Raw genomic sequence first — 17,631 nt, 5'->3', positions numbered from 1 at the left:
TCCTCAGGCCTTGGCGTCGGCTTTGGGCTTGTAGTTGCTGACCTCGGCGATCCGGGCGGATTTGCCGCGACGATCACGCAGGTAGTACAGCTTGGCGCGGCGAACGCGGCCACGGCGCACGACGGTGATCGAGTCGATATTGGTCGAGTAAAGCGGGAAAACGCGCTCGACGCCTTCGCCGAACGAGATCTTGCGCACGGTGAAGGACGCGCCGATGCCGCCGCCCTTGCGCGAGATCACGACGCCTTCGTACATCTGCACGCGGGTGCGGGTGCCTTCGGTCACTTTATAGCCGACACGAACGGTGTCGCCGGCTTTGAAATCCGGGATTTCCTTGCCGAGCGAGGCGATCTGCTCGGCTTCCAGTTGGGCGATCAGGTTCATCGCTTTGGGTCCTCTGTTTGCTCGCGGTAAGTCCGCGATTGGTCTGATGCGCCCGAGAGCTGTCGGTCCTTTGTCGGGTCCATATGGGTTTCCCCATATGCCCGCCACAGGTCGGGGCGGCGTTCCTTGGTCAGCCTTTCGGCCATGTCGCGTCGCCATGTGGCAATAGCCGCGTGATTTCCCGACAGCAGAACCTCGGGGATCGCGCGGCCTTCCCAAAGGGCTGGCTTCGTGTACTGCGGATGTTCAAGCAGACCGTCGGAAAAGGATTCCTCGGCCAGAGAGTCCTGATTCCCCAGCACGCGCGGTATAAGGCGAACCGTCGCGTCGATCAAGACCTGAGCTGCAAGCTCGCCTCCGGTCAGGACATAATCGCCGATGCTGATTTCCTCGACCTGATGGGCGTCCAGCACGCGCTGATCGACCCCTTCGAAGCGGCCGCAGATCAGCACCATCCCGGGACCCTGCGCCAGCTCGCGCGCGCGGGCCTGGGTAAAGGGTTTTCCGCGGGGTGACAGGTAGATCACCGGCAAGCCGCCGCCCCCCGCATCGCGCAGGGCTGCATCCATGACATCGGGGCGGATCACCATGCCCGCGCCGCCGCCCGCAGGCGTGTCATCGACATTGCGATGCTTGCCGATGCCAAAAGGGCGCAGGTCGGTGGTGCGCAGGTTCCACAGCCCTTCGGCCAGGGCCCGGCCGGTCAGCGACAGGCCAAGAATGCCGGGAAAGGCCTCGGGGAACAGGGTCACGACATGCGCGGCCCAGGCGCCCTTGACCTGCGGCTCGGCCATCAGGTCGCGCGGCTGCAGGCTGGCGCGGATCGACAGCCGGCCATGGGATTTGGGCGTCTCGCTCATGCGTCGGGGCGCCGCAGCAGATTGGCGCCGGCGGCCAGTGCCGCGCCCGCGACAGCGCAGGCGACGGGCAGATAGCCCGCGATGGCGAAGGGGCCGAACTGCGTGCCCAGATACCACAGGCCCATGGCCACGCCGCCGCAGATCAGGATTGCCAGCACCATGGTCAGCGGGCTGGGCCGGATGTTCTGCCCGGCGATCTGCGGGATCACGCCCGCCAGCATCACCGGCGCAAAGATATAGGCATTGGGATTGGCATTCCCCGCCAGCCCCTGCAACAGCGGTCCGGCCAGCATCAGCGCATAGGCCAGAACCAGAATGATGGCCTGCATCATTCGCCCTCCTCTTCCTCGGGCGGGTCGGCGATGATGCGGCCCGCTGCCAGATCCACGGTCGGAACAAAGGCACGGGTAAACGGCAAAAGCAGGGTCTGCTTGCGACCCGGCCCAAAGATTTCAAGGATGTCGCCCGCGCCATGGTCATAGACCGCGCGGACCTTGCCGATCAGCACGCCGCCGGTGTCATAGACCGCGAGCCCGATCAGATCGGCATGATAGAATTCGTCATCGGGCAGCGAGGGCAGCTTGTCGCGATCCGCCCAGAGCGTCACGCCCTTCAGCGCCTCGGCATCCTCGCGGGTCTCGACGCCCGAAAGCCGGGCACCCAGCCCGCCCGTCACCGGCCGCGTCAGACGAACCGAGAAGCTGCGCTGGCCGTCCTCGGTCCAGAGCGGGGAATAGGATGCGATATCATTGGGTTCCGAGGTAAAGCTTTTCAGCCGCACCTCGCCCTTGACGCCAAAGGCGCCCGCGATCGCGCCGACACAGACCCTGTCCGACATCCGTCACTTTTCTCCGCATATTCCGGCGCGCAGCCATTGCCCGCCGGATTTCTGGCACAGGTCCTGCTGATGCCCCCGTTCGACGACCATGCCCGCGACAAAAGCCGCGATCAGCATGAAGGAAAGCCGGATCAGGCGCATGGCAGCAGCCGCAGTCTGGCGGGCGCCCGGAAAAGCCCGGGCACCACGCCTGGACCGTCTTACTCTTCGGCCGGAGCGTTGGCGGCGGCCTCACGGGCGGCGCGCTTGGCGGCGCGATCTTTCGCGGCCTTGCCCGGCTCGCCTTTTTTCAGGTTGGCGCGCTCGGCTTTCGGACGGGCGCCGGCGGCCTCCAGGAAGCGGGCAACGCGATCGGTCGGCTGGGCGCCCTGGCTCAGCCAGTACTGGACGCGCTCGATATCCATCTTGATGCGGTCTTCCGAATCCTTGGCCAGCAGCGGGTTATAGGTGCCCAGCTTTTCCAGGAAGCGGCCGTCGCGCGGCATGCGCGAATCGGAAGCCACGATCGAGTAGAACGGGCGTTTCTTCGAGCCGCCACGGGCCAGACGGATTTTCATTGCCATTGGGTTTCTCCTTTGAAATGGCGGGTTTGGCGGGGATATCCCGCCTTAGGATTGGTATTGTTCGTGGTGCCGGATCACTTCGGCGATCACGAAATTCAGGAATTTGCGCGCGAATTCCGGGTCGAGATCGGCCTCGCGCGCGAGGCGTTCCAGCCGCTCGATCTGGCTCGCCTCGCGGGCGGGATCGGACGGAGGAAGGTCGTGTTCGGCCTTGAGGCGGCCGACATTCTGCGTGTGCTTGAAGCGCTCGGCCAGCGTATAGACCAGGATCGCGTCCAGCCGGTCGATGCTGGCGCGATGCTCTTTCAGAAGGGCGGCGGCGCGGGCGGTCGGATCGGTCATGCGCGGGCTCCGATGGCAGGCGTGGTGGCAGGGGCTGTCTGCCCCCGTCGCCGGTTGGTCCTCGGACCAATGGCGTCCCAAACGGCGACCCCCGAGGATATTTGCATGAAGAAGAATGAGCTCATCATGCGGCCTCGGCGGGGTGGCGATAGATCAGGCAGGGCTGGCCCAGCAATTCGCTTTCGCGTTCGATCACCGCCCCCATGCGCTCGGCCAGACGGCGCGAGCGGGTATTCGCGGGCGCGATCAGCGAGATCATCGGCGGCAGGCCCATGACATGACAGGCGTGGCTGCGGGCGGCCATCGCCGCCTCATGGGCATAGCCCCTGCCCTCGAAGCCGTCATGGATCTGCCAGCCGAGTTCGGTTTCGGGCCAGCCTTCATGCGCGATCAGACCGGCGCGGCCAGCGACAGCGCCCGTCGCCTTGTCCTCGATGGTCCAAAGGCCAAAGCCGCGCAGGATCCAATGGCCGGTGCTGGCAGCAAAGCGGCTCCATGCCTGCATGCGATCCATCGGGCCGCCGACGAAACCGGCGCGCGGCGAGGCCGCAAAATCCGCATAAGCGTCGAAATCCGCCAGACGCGGCTCGCGCAGGATCAGGCGCTGGGTCTCCAGCACCGGCACCTGAACCGAGAGCGAGGCAGAAGCGGTCATCGGCTTATTTCTTTCCAAACAGCCCCGACAGGCCGCCGGGCAGGTTCAGCCCGCCAAGCTGGCCGCCCAACCCTTTGGGGTCTTGCAGCATCTTGGTCGCCTCGGCCATTTTCGCCGGATCGACATCGGCCATGTCGGGCAAACCGCCGCCCTTGCCGGTCATGGCGCGCATGGCCTGCTTGAGCATCCCGCCCTTGCCCATCTTGCCGAGTTTCTTCATCGTATCAGCCATTTGCTTCTGCATCTTCAGAAGCCGGTTCAACTCGGCCACATCCATGCCGGCGCCGGCCGCGATGCGCTTCTTGCGGCTGGCCTGCAGCATGTCGGGATTGGCGCGTTCCTTCTTGGTCATCGAATTGACCAGTGCCACCTGACGGCGGATCGCCTTGTCGTCAAAGCCCGCCGCCTCGGCCTGCTTGGCCATCTTGCCCATGCCCGGCATCATGCCCATGATCGACTGCATGCCGCCCATCTTCTGCATCTGCTCAAGCTGGTTTTTCAGGTCGTTCATGTTGAACTGACCCTTTTGAAAGCGCTTCATCATGCGCTCGGCCTGTTCGACCTCAAGCACTTCCTGGGCTTTTTCGACCAGCGCGACGATATCGCCCATACCAAGGATGCGGCCGGCGACGCGATGGGCGTCAAAGACCTCGATCGCATCCATCTTTTCGCCAAGACCGACGAAACGGATCGGCTTGCCGGTCACGGCACGCATCGACAGCGCCGCACCGCCGCGCCCGTCGCCATCCATCCGGGTCAGGACGACGCCGGAAATCCCGACCTTGCCATCGAATTCGGTGGCGACATTGACCGCGTCCTGGCCGGTCAGGCCATCGACGACCAGCAGCGTCTCGCGCGGGTTGGCGACATCGCGGACGGCCTGCACCTCATCCATCAGCACCTGATCGATATGGAGACGACCTGCGGTGTCCAGCATATAGACGTCATAGCCGCCCAGCGTCGCCTGCTGCTTGGCACGGCGCGCGATCTGCACGGCGTTTTCGCCCGGAACGATCGGCAGCGTATCGACGCCGATCTGCTGGCCAAGGATCGCCAGCTGCTCCATCGCGGCGGGGCGGTTGGTGTCCAGAGACGCCATCAGCACGCGCTTTTTCTCGCGATCCTTCAGGCGCTTGGCCAGTTTCGCCGTGGTCGTGGTCTTGCCCGAGCCCTGCAGGCCGACCATCAGGATCGGCGCCGGGGGGTTATCGATGCGCAGCGCATCCGGCGCGCCCTCGCCCTGCAGGACCTTGATCAGTTCGTCATGGACGATCTTGACCACCTGCTGGCCGGGGGTGATCGATTTCGTCACCGCCGCGCCCGTGGCCTTGGCGGTCACCGTCTTTACAAAGTTGCGCGCCACCGGCAGCGAGACGTCGGCCTCAAGCAGCGCCACGCGCACCTCGCGCATGGCGGCGGTGACGTCATCCTCGCTCAGCGCGCCCTGTTTGGTCAGCCGGTCGAAGACGCCGCCCAGGCGGTCGGAAAGGTTCTCGAACATGGCGGCCCTCCTTGCAGGTCCAAAACACGAATGCCCCCGTGGGCGCAACGCGCTGACGGAGGGCGATCCCCGCAGAATACGGGGACCGGAAGGGACGTCCTTCCGGGAATTAGGCGGCTTGATATGCAAAAACGGCCTCCGAGTCAACGAAGGCCGTTTTCACTTTGTCCGCGCAATCAGGCGGCCAGTTTTTCCAGCGCCTCATGGGCGCGGGCAAGACCCGCCTCGCGATCAAAGGCCAGACCGTCGGCAGCGACGAATTCCACGTCGGTGATGCCAAGGAAGCCCAGCATGAAGCGCAGATAGCCCGAGGCGAAATCCAGATCCGAGCCAAAGGGCGTGCCGCCCGCGGTATAGGCGAAGATCGCGCGCTTGCCCTTCAGCAGACCTTCGGGGCCGGCCTCGGTATAGCGGAAGCTGATGCCGGCACGGGCGATCTGGTCCAGCCAGTTCTTCAGCGCGGCGGTCAGGGTGAAGTTATAGATCGGCAGGCCGATCACCAGAACGTCGGCGTCCTGCACTTCCTTGAGATAGGCATCCGAGGTCGCGATCAGCTTTTGCTGTTCGGCGGTCGGCTCTTGCGGGGCAAGACGCACCGCCTTGAACCAGTTGGTGTCGATGCCCGGCACGCCGTCGTTCAGGTCGCGATAGGTGACGCTGGCGGCGGGGTTCGCGGCCTTCAGCCGGGCGACGATCTGGGCGGTCAGTTGACGCGAGACCGAGGCATCCCCGGTGATGGCGCTGTCGATATGCAGGATGTTCATCTGCTTGCTCCGTGAATTCGTTATGAGGGTGATTTAGCGCTTTGCATCAGCGAACAAAACAGCGATAAACGCGCATTATCTGTGCAAGGATGCACAATGCAGATCGAAAGCTGGGACGATATCCGCAATGCGCTGGCGGTGGCGCGGCTGGGCACGGTCAGCGCCGCCGCGCAGGCCCTGGGCGTGCACCATGCGACCGTGATCCGGCGCATCGACGCGCTGGAAACCGCGCTGGGGGTGCGGCTGTTCCAGCGCCATCCACGCGGCTATGCGCTGACCGAGGCCGGCCAGACCCTGCTGGACGAGGCCGGCGCGGCGGATGCGCGCTTCGCGCAGATGGCGGCACGGATCGCCGGCGCGGGCGAGCGGATCGAGGGCGAAATCGTCGTCACCTCGCTGCCCGAACTGGCCGGTCTGGTGATGCCGCGCCTGATCGCGCTGATGCGCGAGCATCCCGGCCTGCGGCTGCGCTATGTGACCGATCCGCGCCTATACCGTCTTGATACCGGCGAGGCGCAGGTCGCGATCCGTGCAGGTGCCCGCCCGACCGAGCCCGATTACGTCGTTCGCCACATGATGACCGTCAAGGCGGGGCTTTACGGCGCGCCGGGCTATGTCGCGGTGGCCGGCGCGCTTGAGGACCTGCGCGCGCATCGCTTCGTGCTGCCCGGCCCCGAGGCCCGGCGCGCGCCCTATATGCAATGGCTGGGCGAGCGGCTGGCGGCGGAAAACGTCGCGCTGATCAGCAACGACCCCGAGGCGCGGCTGGCCGCCATCCGGGCCGGGCTGGGTCTGGGCTGGATGGCGCCCGAACGCGCTGAGGGGCTGATCGAGGTGATGTCGCTGCCCGATTGGGAATCGCAGTTCTGGCTGGTCACCCATGTCGATCTGCATCGCAGTCCCAAGGTGCAGGCGGTGCTGAAGGCATTGCGCGAACCCGGCCTTGAGGCACCCGAGGAAGCCCGCGCCTGAGGGCTTCACCCTCCTGCCGATCCGGGTTATCCGCGTCAGGACGGCTCGCAGCAGACCGGCGCGCCGGAAACAGGATCTTTCCATGACCGCAGCTGCGCCGCATGCAATCTCGTCCCGGATGATGCCAAGCGATTGGGCACAATTGCTGCTTTTGTCGCTGATCTGGGGTGGCTCGTTCTTTCTGACCGGCATCGCGGTCAAGGGCCTGCCGGTGCTGACGCTGGTCGCGGTGCGGGTCTTCGTCGCGGCGCTGGTGCTCTGGGCGGTGGTCTGGGCGCGCGGCACCCGCATTCCGCGCGCGCCTGCCATCTGGGGCATGTTTCTGGTCATGGGGGCATTGAACAACGCCATACCCTTCATGCTGATCGCCTGGGGGCAGCGTTCGATCCCCTCGGGGCTGGCCTCGATCCTGAATGCGACGACACCGCTGTTCACGGTGCTGGTCAGCGCGGCGCTGCTGGCCGATGAGCGTGCGAGCGCACAGAAATTCGCCGGCGTGCTGATGGGGCTGGCGGGTGTCGCGGTGATGATGGGGCTGGACACCATCGCCGGGCACGGCCATGCGCTGCTGCCGCAACTGGCGGTTCTGGGCGCGGCGCTGAGCTATGCCTTTGCCGGCGCCTTTGGCCGGCGCTTCGGGCGGATGGGGCTGGACCCGATCCTGGCCGCCGCCGGCATGGTCACCGGCTCCAGCGTGATGATGATCCCCGCCGCGCTGGCGCTGGACGGCTGGCCGCAGGGCGTCGCCGCGACCTATTGGCTGGCGGCGGTCACCATCGGCGTGGTCGGAACCGGGCTGGCCTATGTGATGTATTTCCGCATTCTGGCCCGCGCCGGGGCGACGAATATCTCGCTGGTAACCTTTCTTGTCCCGGTCTCGGCCATCCTGCTGGGCTGGCTGTTTCTGGGCGAGGTGCTGGGGCCGGCCCATGTCATCGGCATGGTGATGATCGCCCTGGGCCTCATTCTGATCGACGGACGGCTGATCCGATGGCCGAGGCGGTGACGCGCTCCGCCGCCCGGGCGCAGGGCGTACCGCATACGCGCCGCGAATCCCTGCGCGGCCATGCGGCGATGCTGGCCTTTTCCGTGCTGATCGCGGGGTCGTTCTCGCTGGGGGCGCGGGTCGCCAACCTGATCGATCCGGTGGCGATCACGGCGCTGCGTTTCGTGCTGGCCTCGGTCGCGGTCGCGGTCTTTGCGCAGATTGCGGGGCCGGGCCTGCCGCGCCGCGCCTTTGCCGCCCCTTGGCGCTATCTGGTGCTGGGCGGGCTTTACGCCATCTATTTCGTCCTGATGTTCGAGGGGCTGAAAACCGCCCTGCCCGTCCCAGCGGCGGCGGTCTTTGCGCTGACGCCCCTGATGGCGGCGGGCTTTGGCTGGCTGGTCCTGCGCCAGATCACCGGGCCGCGCATGGCCCTCGCGCTGGCCATGGGCGGGATCGGCTCGCTTTGGGTGATCTTTCGCGGCGATCTCTCGGCCCTTGCCCGGATGGAGTTCGGACGCGGCGAGGCGATCTATCTGGTCGGCTGCGCCGCGCATGCGCTTTACACGCCGATGGTGCGCCGGCTGAACCGCGGCGAAAGCCCGGTCGTCTCGACCTTTGCCACGCTGGTCGCGGGATCGGTCATCCTGCTGGTCTGGGGCTGGGGCGCGATCCGGGCCACCGACTGGGCCAACATGCCGGCCATCGTCTGGATCACGCTGGTCTATGTGGCGATCTTTGCCACGGCGGCCACCGTGGTGCTGGTGCAATATGCCGCCCTGCGCCTGCCCTCGGCCAAGGTCATGGCCTATACCTATCTGACCCCGGTCTGGGTGATCCTGCTCGAGGCGCTGCTGACCGGCGGCCTGCCCGGGCTGATCGTCCTGCCCGGGATCGCCGCCATCGTGCTGGCGCTGGTCCTGCTGCTGAAGGACTGAGGCGCCTCAGAACATCTCGCCCTGGGCCGAGAAGCCGTCGCGCTCGATCTCGCGCAGGGCCTTGTAGCGCTTGACCATGACCGCGTGGCTGGACATGGCCTGCGTGACGCGGACCCAAAGCTCGCGATGTTCGGCATTGCATTGCTCGAGCCACGCGTCGGCATTGACGCCGCTTTCCATCCACGGCCCCACCGCCAGCAGGCGGGTGGCCCGGGCCGAGCCGGGACAGACCGCCAGCGCGATGCGGTCGGCCGAATATTCCTGCGCCCGCGTCGTCGCCAGCCCCAACAGGACGGTAAAGCCGGGCAGGATCCCGATCACCGCCCGCCACAGCGAGACATGGCGCAGCTTGTGGTGGCCCAGCTCATGCGCCAGCACGAACTCCACGACATCGGGCGCGGTCGGCAACAGCATGGCGATCTCGGCATGGATGACGACGTAATTGTAGCGCCGGTTGCATTCCAGCGCGAAGGCATTCACCACGCCATTGCCGTTCACGACGTAAAGCCGGGGCAGCTTCGGCATTTCCAGCCGCCGCCCGATTTCCTGATACATGGTGAACAGCTCGGGGAACTGGCGTTCGCCCACCAGAATGCCGTTCGCCCGCGACTGCGCCGCAAGGTAGAAACGATAGATATAAAGCCCGATCGGCGCGAACAGGATCAGGAACGCGGTCTCCGAGATGCCGCGCAGCAGGCTCGCGTCCTCTTGGCCCAACGCATCGTTCAGCGCCGTGCCCTCATCGACGGCAAAGATGCCAAGGCCAAGGATCACGGCGGCAATGGTGATCAATGCGCAAAGCCAGATCAGCGGCATTTCCCAGCGGTGACGATAGCGGGTGAAATCCTGCGGACGGGGGTCATGCGCGCACATCGGGAACCTCGTGAAAAACGCTGGCGGGGAAAGGGGCGGTGGCCCTGCGGCGCGATAGCCGCAGGCCGGGCACCGGACAAGCCTGCCCCAACGTCAATCCGCCCGCCACCGGGGTGACGGGCGGATCTTTGCCGTGGCGGGCCTCAGAACAGCCCGTAAAGGATCGCGCTCATCGCGGTCAGGCCGGCGATGGTCACGAAGATATTCGAGGCCGCGCCCCGATAGCGCGCCAGCGCCGGGACCTTGTGGATCGCATACATCGGCATCAGATAGAGGATCGCGGCGATGACCGGTCCGGCCAGCGTCTCGATCAGCCCGAGGATCGAGGGGTTCATCACCGCCACCGCCCAGGTGCTGAAAAAGATGAACAGCGCCACCCCGATCCCCAGCCCGCGTTCGCCCTGCTCGCCATGGCCGATGCCGGCGCCGCGCAGGATGCCTTTCAGCCCCTCGGCCGCGCCCATGTAATGGCCGAAAAACGACGAGACGATGGCGACAAAGGCCACGATCGGGCCGAAATAGCTGATGAAGGCGCTGCCATGGACATTGGCCAAATAGGACAGCACCGGCAGGTTCTGGGCCTTGGCCTCGGCCAGTTGCGCCGGCGACAGCGCCAGCACGCAGGAAAACACGAACAGCATCACGAAACCGACCAGCATGGCGGCGGTATTGCGCAGGATCAGGTCCGCCTTGGCCGAGCCATCCGCGCCGTATTCGCCCCGCATCGCCACCGCGAATTGCGAGATCGCCGGGCTGTGGTTGAACGAGAAAACCAGCACCGGCAGGGTCAGCCAGATGGTTTTCAGCGCCGTGCCCATCGGCGTGACCTCGCTGACGGCGGCCAGATTCCAGTCCGGGATCAGATAGATCGAGACAAAGATCAGGATCGCGACCAGCGGATAGACCAGCCATTGCGTGCAGACCAGCATCACCCGCTCGCCAGCCATCATCACCGCCATCATGCCGGCGATCAGCAGGCCCGACAGGATCCAGCGCGGCGGCGCCGTCATGCCAAGCTGGTTTTCCATGAAGCTGCCGACGGTATTGGTGATGCCGACGCCATAGATCAGCACGATCGGATAGATGGCCAGGAAATACAGCAGCGTGATGAACTTGCCGGCGCCGGCGCCGAAATGCTCGGCCACCACCTCGGTGATGTCGGCGTCGGGGCGGCTGCCCGAACAGACAAAGCGTGCAAGGCCCCGATGCGACAGGTAGGTCATCGGCCCGATCAGCAGCGCCATGACGACCAGAGGCCAGAAGCCGCCGATCCCGGCATTGATCGGCAGGAACAGGATCCCCGCCCCCACCGCCGTGCCGAACAGGCTCAGCATCCATGTCGTGTCATAGCGCGTCCAGCCAAGGCGTCCGGTCGCGGTCGAGATCGTGTCGGTCATGGCAAAACCTCCCTGTTTACTGGTCAGGCGTCGCGCCTGCGGCCCCCCTTGCACGGCCCCGGCGCTGATGCCGAAAGGCCCGCCCGGCTTCAAGAGATCGAAGTTCCGGCTGCGACGCTCTGGATTCAATGGATTTTCCGAAAATTCTCCCTGTGTTTCACCGGGCGACTCGGCGATCTGCCCGGCTCCTGCCCTTATTCCGCCCGATCTGCCCGCGCCTTGCAACAGCTAGCCATGGGATTGGGGCAACCTTGCCGACTTGATGGGCTGACCTGCTGGGGTGCGGTGGGACGGCCGGAGCGATCTAGCGCGCGCCGTAAAGCGCGCGGGCGCGGTCCTCGAAGGCGCGGACAATGCGCGACATGGCCTCGCCGAAGACGACGCCGATGACCTTGCCAAGGATGGCGTTGCGAAACTCGAAATCGACGAAGAAATCGACCTTGCAGCTGCCATGCGGCAGGTCGGCAAAGCTCCAGCCGCTTTTGAGATACTTGAACGGCCCGTCCAGATATTCCGTGTCGATGCGCCTGTCAGCGGGCCACAGCGTCACCCGGCTGCCAAAGCGTTCGCGAAAGACCTTGAAGCTGATGACCAGATCGGCCTCGACCAACTCGCCACCATCCGGGCCGGGGCGGCGCGAGCGGATGCGGGCGGCGGTGTTCCAGGGCAGGAACTCGGGGTATCTTTCGATATCGGCCACCAGCGCATACATCTGGTCGGCGGTATAGGGCAGGATGCGGCTGTCTTTGTGCTGGGGCAAGGGGTGGTTCCGGGCATTTCGATTTGGGCAGAACTAGCAAAGGACGGGGCAGATGAACAACCTAAACTGGCTGATCCGCGCATCCCGCTGGGCCAGAAATCCGCCCAGCCCGCGCATGGTCAATCTGGTGCTGGCGATCATCGCGCTGGGGCTGGCATTGAAGGGGCTTGAACATTTCGGCCTGATCCCCGACTGGGCGCAGATGGATCGGCCGCGCGGCATGCACCTGCCGCGGCCCTGACGGGACATCACGTCGCAGCCCCGCTTGGCCGTTGCATTTTTCCCGAACCCCGGTCACGTTCGCGTGACATGACAACCACCAGAGACCTGTTCACGATGCGCATTCTTCCCTTTGTTCTGGCGATTGCCGCCACTGGCCTGCTGGCGGCTTGCGAGCCCCAGGGCACCCGCCGCCCCGGCGACCTGACACAGTCCGACCTGAATGCCGGGCGCCGGATCGTCGCCACGGATCCCGCCCGGCGGCAAGATCTGCTCAACAACTGCCGCGCCGGTATCCGGATGAAACCAGAGCGGGAGCGCAACAATATGGCGACTCTGGTGGGGGTGACACCGGCACAGATGCCTGCAGTATTCTGCAATCGCATCATCAGCGCCATCGAGTCCGGACGCCTGACTGCGGCGGATCTGAACGCCGCCGGGCGCGGCGATATCTCTCGCAAGGTGCTTGCCGTCGTTCAGGGCCGCTAAGTCAAGGGGCCGGGCGCACAGCCCGGCCGTCTTGGCGCTGGCGGAGCTTACATCCCCGCCGCCTTGAACGTGTCGCATTGTCCCATCTGGCCCGACTGGAAGCCGCGCTGGAACCACTCCATGCGCTGCTCGGACGAGCCATGGGTAAAGGCGTCGGGCACCACCGCGCGGCCGGCATTGGCCATCAGCGTGTCATCGCCCACCGCCTCGGCGGCGCCGATCGCCTCTTCGACATCGCCGGGCTCCAACGAGCCGAACTGCTCATTGGCCTGACGCGCCCAGATGCCGGCAAAGCAATCGGCCTGCAATTCGGTCAGGACCGAGATGCGGTTGGCCTGCGCCTCGCCCGAGTGCTGCCGCACCGCCATGCTTTGTTCAAGGATCCCCAAGAGGTTCTGGACATGGTGGCCCACCTCATGCGCGATCACATAGGCATAGGCGAAATCGCCCTTGGCGCCCATGCGCTGGCTCATGGTGCGGAAGAAGTCGGTGTCCAGATAGACCTTCTGGTCATTGGGGCAATAGAAGGGACCCATCGCCGATTGCGCCGTGCCGCAGGCCGAGTTCACCATGCCCGAGAACATCACCAGCGACGGCTCGCGGTAATCGACACCGGCCTGCTGGGGCAGGACGCGGTGCCAGACCTCCTCGTTATCGGCCAGAACCACGCTGACGAACTGGCCCATTTCCTGTTCCTCGGCGGTCAGTTCGCGCGGCTCGCTGCTTTGGCCGCCCTGATCCAGCGCGCCGACAATCGGCGAGATGTCGATGCCAAAGAAATAGCCCACGGCCAGAACCGCCAGAACGCCGACGATTCCCATGCCCCCTGCCCGCGCGCCCGTGCCGCGCCGGTCCTCGACATTCCTGCTTCCGCGTCTGCCGCGCCATTCCATGCGTTACCCTCCTCGGCCTGTCCGCTGGCCGGTAAACTCTTTCCGGCTCAGAGCTTACCCGATCCGGCAGGGGCTGCAACGCCGCTGCGGGCTTGACAGTTCCGCCCGCGCCAGCGACCTAACCCGAAAGACAAGGGGTGTTTTCATGTTCGACTGGGTTGTGGCGACGATCGACAGCTGGGGCTATCTCGGCGTCTTCGTCCTGATGGTGGCCGAGAACGTCTTTCCCCCGATCCCCTCCGAGGTCATCATGCCGCTGGCCGGGTTTCTGGCTGGCAGCGGGCGCATGTCGCTGGTCCTGACCATGATCGTCGGCACGCTGGGTTCGGTCATCGGCACCTTGATGTGGTATTATGTCGGCCTGTGGTTCGGCGAAGAGCGCCTGAAACGCTTTGCCGCCCGCCACGGCCGCTGGCTGACGCTGTCGCCCGGCGATATCGACGCAGCGCATCAGTGGTTCGTGCGCCATGGCGCGGTGGCGGTGTTCTTTGGCCGTATGATCCCGGCGATCCGCACGCTGATTTCGGTTCCGGCCGGGCTGGCGCGGATGCCGATGTGGAAATTCCTGTCCTATACCGTGGCGGGCAGCGCGCTCTGGACCGGGGTGCTGACATTCGCCGGCCTCGCGCTGCATGAAAACTATGCCCGCGTCGCCGATTACGTCGATCCGGTCTCGAAACTGGTCGTCGTCACCGTGGTGGTGATTTACCTCTATCGCGTCATCACCTGGAAACCGCATTGAGAAGCCGCCTTGAGTTCACGCGATTGGCACTTGCCCGCGCGCGCGACCGGGCCTAACCCGTCGCCATGAACGGATATTCTGACGGCTTCTCGCCCCGCCTGATCGCCCTGACCGCCGCTGCCGGCTCGGCCGCGCTGCTGATCGCGGCGCTGGGATTTCAGGCCCTTGGCTATGCGCCATGCGAGCTCTGCATCCTGCAACGCTGGCCGCATCTGGCGGCCGCCATCGTCGGCCTTCTGATCTGGCGGCTGGGCTTTAACCGCTGGCTGGCGCTTCTGGGCGTGATCGCGGCGCTGACCGCGACCGGGCTTGCGATCTATCACGCGGGCGTCGAGATGAAGCTGTGGCTGGGGCCGCAGCATTGCTCGGGCGGGGTCTCCGGGCTGGCGCAGATGTCCACGCAGGATCTGATGACCGCGCTTGAGGCCGCGCCGGTCGTGCGCTGCGACGAAATCGCCTGGAGCCTGTTCGGCATTTCCATGGCCGGCTGGAACGCGGTGATCTCGGCGGGGCTCAGCGGGCTGTGGCTGGCGGCGCTGCGCGGACGCAAACGGGCCTCGGGCATCGCCTGAATCGGGATTTTCCGGCCTTGGACAGCCCTAAACCGGCGCGTCAAGATTGCGCCCGCGGCTGGTATGGGATAGACCCCGGATCAACAAAATCTTGAGGCGACCCATTGGCTGACACCCCCGAGAACGACGATGACGGCAGCACGGAAAACGGCGCCGGAAACGGCACTGCGGAACGCGCCGTGATGGCCCATGCCGGGCCGGTGATCGACATTTCCGAAGAGATGCGCTCGTCCTATCTGGACTATGCGATGTCGGTGATCGTCAGCCGCGCAATCCCCGATCTGCGCGACGGTCTGAAACCCGTGCACCGGCGCATCCTCTTCGCCATGCACGAGACCGGCAACACCTTCGACAAGCCCTATCGCAAATCGGCGCGTCCGGTCGGCGACGTGATGGGGAAATACCACCCCCATGGCGACGCGGCGATCTATGACGCCTTGGTGCGGATGGCGCAAAGCTTCTCGATGTCGCTGCCGCTGCTGGACGGTCAGGGGAACTTCGGCAGCATGGACGGGGATAGCGCGGCAGCCATGCGCTATACCGAAGTCCGCATGGCCAAGGCCGCCAATTACCTGCTGATGGATATCGAGAAAGATACCGTCACCTTCCAGGACAACTATGACGGCAAGGACCGCGAACCGACCGTCCTGCCGGCGCGCTATCCCAACATGCTGGTCAATGGCGCAGGCGGCATCGCCGTCGGCATGGCCACCAACATTCCGCCCCACAATCTGGGCGAGGTGATCGATGCCACGCTGGCGCTGATCGATGACCCCGACCTGCCCACCGAACGCCTGCTTGAGATCGTGCCCGCCCCCGACTTTCCGACCGGCGGGCTGATCCTTGGCCGCTCGGGCGCGCGCAAGGCCTATCTTGAGGGGCGCGGCAGCATCATCGTCCGCGCCAAGACCCGGATCGAGGAATTGCGCGCCGGGCGTCAGGCGATCATTCTGGACGAGATCCCCTATCAGGTGAACAAGGCCAGCCTGATCGAGAAGATCGCCGAACTGGCCAAGGAAAAGCGCATCGAGGGCATCGCCCATGTGCAGGACGAATCCGACCGCGTCGGCATCCGCGTGGTGATCGAGCTGAAGCGCGACGCCACCGCCGAGGTGGTGCTGAACCAGCTGTTCCGCTTTACCCCCATGCAGACCAGCTTCGGCGCCAATATGCTGGCACTGAACGGCGGCCGCCCCGAACAGCTGACGCTGCGCGACTTCCTGACCTATTTCATCACCTTCCGCGAGGAGGTCGTCGCCCGCCGCACCGCTTACGAACTGCGCAAGGCCCGGGAACGCGCGCATGTGCTGTGCGGTCTTGCCGTCGCGGTCTCGAATGTCGATGAGGTGGTGGCGACGATCCGCAGCTCGGCCGATGCCGCCGAGGCGCGCGAACGGCTGATGGCGCGGCGCTGGCCCGCCCATGACATCGTCGAATATCTGCGCCTGATCGACGATCCGCTGCATCCGGTCAATGATGATGGCACCTATAACCTGTCGGAAACCCAGGCCCGGGCCATTCTGGACCTGCGCCTGCAGCGCCTGACGCAACTGGGCGTCAAGGAAGTCACCGACGAGCTGAAGACGCTGGCCGATTCCATCCGCGACTATCTGGCGATCCTTGCCTCGCGCGAGCGGATCATGGGCATCATCGCCGATGAGCTGCGCGAGGTGAAATCCCTGTTCGCCGTGCCGCGCCGGACCGAGATCACCGACTGGGCCGGCGATCTGGACGACGAGGACCTGATCGAGCGCGAGGACATGGTCGTCACCATCACCTCGGGCGGCTATATCAAGCGCACCGCGCTGGCCGAATTCCGCTCGCAGCGGCGCGGCGGCAAGGGCCTTTCCAGCATGGCCACCAAGGAAGACGACGTCGTCACCACGCTGTTCGTGGCCAACACCCATACGGAACTTTTGTTCTTCACCACCGATGGCATGGTCTACCGGCTCAAGACGTGGCGCCTGCCGCTGGCCGGGCGCACCGCCAAGGGCAAGGCCATCGTCAACATCCTGCCCATCGATCCGGGCGTCTCCATCGCCGCCTTGATGCCGGTCGATGCGCCGCAGGCGGAATGGGACGATTATCAGGTGATCTTCGCCACCTCCGAGGGCGACGTGCGCCGCAACGCGCTGTCGGATTTCGCCAATGTCATGCGCAACGGCAAGATCGCCATGAAGCTGCCCGAAGGGGTCGAGCTGATCGGCGCCCGCATGGCGACCGAAAACGATGACGTGATGCTGGTCACCGATTCCGGCCGGGCGATCCGCTTCCAGACCACCGATGTGCGCGTCTTCAAGGGCCGCGATTCCACCGGCGTGCGCGGCATCCGTCTGGCCGGCGACAGCCGCGTGGTCAGCATGTCGGTCATCCGCCATTTCGAGGCCGACCCGGCCGAGCGCGCCGCCTATCTGAAGATGCGCCGCGCCGTCGAGGGCGCGCTGGATGACGGCGCCGAGGCCGACGAGGACGAGGAAAACGTCGCCGAGGCCGCGATCACCCAGGAACGCTATGCCGAGATGTCGGCGGCCGAGGACCTGATCCTGACCATCACCGCGCGCGGTGCCGGCAAGATCAGTTCCAGCCACGACTATCCGGTGCGCGGGCGCGGCGGTCAGGGCGTCATGGCCATGGACAAGGCCATGCGCGGCGGGCCGCTGGTCGCCAGCTTCCCCGTCGAACACGACGACCAGATCATGCTGGCCACTTCGACCGGGCAGTCGATCCGGGTGCCGGTCGAGGGGATCAGCTTCCGCTCGCGGACGGCTGGCGGCGTCCGGGTCTTCAATACCGGCGCGGATGAGACCGTGGTTTCCGTTGCGCGCATCGCCGAGAATGGCGAAGATGAGGGCGAAGAGGCCTGATATCCGGGCCTGACACCTGA

Annotated in this window: 22 protein-coding genes; 8 read left to right on the top strand and 14 right to left on the bottom strand. The window is 65.5% G+C overall.

The window, feature by feature from the left end:
* Positions 1-3: 3 nt before the first annotated feature.
* The 10 genes from rplS to DFP89_RS15555 form a co-directional block, all read right to left on the bottom strand.
* Positions 4-384 (bottom strand): 50S ribosomal protein L19, encoded by a 381-nt coding sequence (gene rplS, locus DFP89_RS15595; protein ID WP_018000122.1) that lies wholly within the window; start codon positions 382-384, stop codon positions 4-6.
* A complete protein-coding gene (gene trmD, locus DFP89_RS15590; RefSeq protein ID WP_114350317.1) occupies positions 381-1,244 on the bottom strand; it encodes a tRNA (guanosine(37)-N1)-methyltransferase TrmD in 864 nt (287 codons plus the stop codon). The genes rplS and trmD overlap by 4 nt, the downstream gene beginning before the upstream one ends.
* Positions 1,241-1,576 (bottom strand): hypothetical protein, encoded by a 336-nt coding sequence (locus DFP89_RS15585; protein ID WP_114350316.1) that lies wholly within the window; start codon positions 1,574-1,576, stop codon positions 1,241-1,243. The genes trmD and DFP89_RS15585 overlap by 4 nt, the downstream gene beginning before the upstream one ends.
* Complete coding sequence (gene rimM / locus DFP89_RS15580; protein WP_114350315.1) at positions 1,573-2,082, bottom strand: ribosome maturation factor RimM; 510 nt, start codon at positions 2,080-2,082, stop codon at positions 1,573-1,575. The genes DFP89_RS15585 and rimM overlap by 4 nt, the downstream gene beginning before the upstream one ends.
* A 3-nt stretch (positions 2,083-2,085) precedes the next feature.
* A complete protein-coding gene (locus tag DFP89_RS20380) occupies positions 2,086-2,223 on the bottom strand; it encodes a hypothetical protein (RefSeq protein WP_181870362.1) in 138 nt (45 codons plus the stop codon).
* Positions 2,224-2,282: 59 nt separating this feature from the next.
* Positions 2,283-2,645, bottom strand: a complete 363-nt coding sequence (rpsP, locus tag DFP89_RS15575) for a 30S ribosomal protein S16 (RefSeq protein WP_114350314.1) — start codon at positions 2,643-2,645, stop codon at positions 2,283-2,285.
* Between the two features lie 45 nt (positions 2,646-2,690).
* Positions 2,691-2,987, bottom strand: coding sequence for a chorismate mutase (locus DFP89_RS15570; protein WP_114350313.1), 297 nt, complete (start codon positions 2,985-2,987; stop codon positions 2,691-2,693).
* 124 nt (positions 2,988-3,111) lie between these two features.
* Entirely contained in the window at positions 3,112-3,642 is a 531-nt protein-coding gene (locus tag DFP89_RS15565) for a GNAT family N-acetyltransferase (RefSeq protein ID WP_114350312.1), read from the bottom strand.
* A 4-nt stretch (positions 3,643-3,646) separates the two neighbouring features.
* Entirely contained in the window at positions 3,647-5,143 is a 1,497-nt protein-coding gene (gene ffh / locus DFP89_RS15560) for a signal recognition particle protein (RefSeq protein ID WP_114350311.1), read from the bottom strand.
* Between the two features lie 176 nt (positions 5,144-5,319).
* Positions 5,320-5,907, bottom strand: a complete 588-nt coding sequence (locus DFP89_RS15555) for an FMN-dependent NADH-azoreductase (RefSeq protein WP_114350310.1) — start codon at positions 5,905-5,907, stop codon at positions 5,320-5,322.
* A 96-nt stretch (positions 5,908-6,003) separates the two neighbouring features.
* Between DFP89_RS15555 and DFP89_RS15550 the strand changes: the two genes are divergently transcribed.
* From DFP89_RS15550 to DFP89_RS15540, 3 genes are all read left to right on the top strand, one after another.
* Positions 6,004-6,879 carry a LysR family transcriptional regulator gene (locus DFP89_RS15550; RefSeq protein WP_114350309.1) on the top strand — a complete coding sequence of 292 codons (876 nt, stop codon included), beginning with the start codon at positions 6,004-6,006 and terminating at the stop codon, positions 6,877-6,879.
* 82 nt (positions 6,880-6,961) lie between these two features.
* The gene (locus tag DFP89_RS15545; RefSeq protein WP_114350308.1) at positions 6,962-7,885 is read left to right on the top strand and encodes a DMT family transporter; all 924 of its coding nucleotides are present in this window, start codon (positions 6,962-6,964) and stop codon (positions 7,883-7,885) included.
* A complete protein-coding gene (locus tag DFP89_RS15540) occupies positions 7,870-8,802 on the top strand; it encodes a DMT family transporter (RefSeq protein ID WP_114350307.1) in 933 nt (310 codons plus the stop codon). The genes DFP89_RS15545 and DFP89_RS15540 overlap by 16 nt, the downstream gene beginning before the upstream one ends.
* 6 nt (positions 8,803-8,808) lie before the next feature.
* Here DFP89_RS15540 and DFP89_RS15535 read toward each other — a convergent pair whose 3' ends face one another.
* From DFP89_RS15535 to DFP89_RS15525, 3 genes are all read right to left on the bottom strand, one after another.
* Positions 8,809-9,675 carry a M48 family metallopeptidase gene (locus DFP89_RS15535; RefSeq protein WP_114350306.1) on the bottom strand — a complete coding sequence of 289 codons (867 nt, stop codon included), beginning with the start codon at positions 9,673-9,675 and terminating at the stop codon, positions 8,809-8,811.
* A gap of 143 nt (positions 9,676-9,818) precedes the next feature.
* Positions 9,819-11,072, bottom strand: a complete 1,254-nt coding sequence (locus DFP89_RS15530; protein WP_114350305.1) for an aromatic amino acid transport family protein — start codon at positions 11,070-11,072, stop codon at positions 9,819-9,821.
* Between the two features lie 304 nt (positions 11,073-11,376).
* On the bottom strand, positions 11,377-11,832 hold the full coding sequence (locus DFP89_RS15525) for a type II toxin-antitoxin system RatA family toxin (RefSeq protein WP_114350304.1): 456 nt from the start codon (positions 11,830-11,832) through the stop codon (positions 11,377-11,379).
* Positions 11,833-11,884: 52 nt separating this feature from the next.
* Here DFP89_RS15525 and DFP89_RS15520 point away from each other — a divergent pair, with 52 nt between their 5' ends.
* Positions 11,885-12,073, top strand: coding sequence for a hypothetical protein (locus tag DFP89_RS15520; RefSeq protein ID WP_114350303.1), 189 nt, complete (start codon positions 11,885-11,887; stop codon positions 12,071-12,073).
* A gap of 68 nt (positions 12,074-12,141) precedes the next feature.
* Complete coding sequence (locus tag DFP89_RS15515) at positions 12,142-12,540, top strand: hypothetical protein (protein WP_147273327.1); 399 nt, start codon at positions 12,142-12,144, stop codon at positions 12,538-12,540.
* A 47-nt stretch (positions 12,541-12,587) separates the two neighbouring features.
* Here the strand turns inward: DFP89_RS15515 and ypfJ are convergent, their stop codons facing one another.
* Positions 12,588-13,433: a KPN_02809 family neutral zinc metallopeptidase gene (ypfJ, locus tag DFP89_RS15510; RefSeq protein ID WP_114350301.1), complete on the bottom strand. Its 846-nt coding sequence runs from the start codon at positions 13,431-13,433 to the stop codon at positions 12,588-12,590.
* A 145-nt stretch (positions 13,434-13,578) separates the two neighbouring features.
* Here ypfJ and DFP89_RS15505 point away from each other — a divergent pair, with 145 nt between their 5' ends.
* The 3 genes from DFP89_RS15505 (at position 13,579) to gyrA (ending at position 17,611) form a co-directional block, all read left to right on the top strand.
* Complete coding sequence (locus tag DFP89_RS15505; protein WP_114350300.1) at positions 13,579-14,175, top strand: DedA family protein; 597 nt, start codon at positions 13,579-13,581, stop codon at positions 14,173-14,175.
* 65 nt (positions 14,176-14,240) lie between these two features.
* Positions 14,241-14,747 carry a disulfide bond formation protein B gene (locus DFP89_RS15500; protein ID WP_114350299.1) on the top strand — a complete coding sequence of 169 codons (507 nt, stop codon included), beginning with the start codon at positions 14,241-14,243 and terminating at the stop codon, positions 14,745-14,747.
* Between the two features lie 182 nt (positions 14,748-14,929).
* On the top strand, positions 14,930-17,611 hold the full coding sequence (gene gyrA, locus DFP89_RS15495; protein ID WP_114350341.1) for a DNA gyrase subunit A: 2,682 nt from the start codon (positions 14,930-14,932) through the stop codon (positions 17,609-17,611).
* Positions 17,612-17,631: the final 20 nt, after the last annotated feature.

Origin of the sequence: Paracoccus lutimaris, from assembly GCF_003337565.1 — a bacterium.
Taxonomy (GTDB): domain Bacteria; phylum Pseudomonadota; class Alphaproteobacteria; order Rhodobacterales; family Rhodobacteraceae; genus Paracoccus; species Paracoccus lutimaris.
Note: the sequence above shows the minus strand (reverse complement) of the source record. Positions and strands in the feature narration are given on the sequence as shown.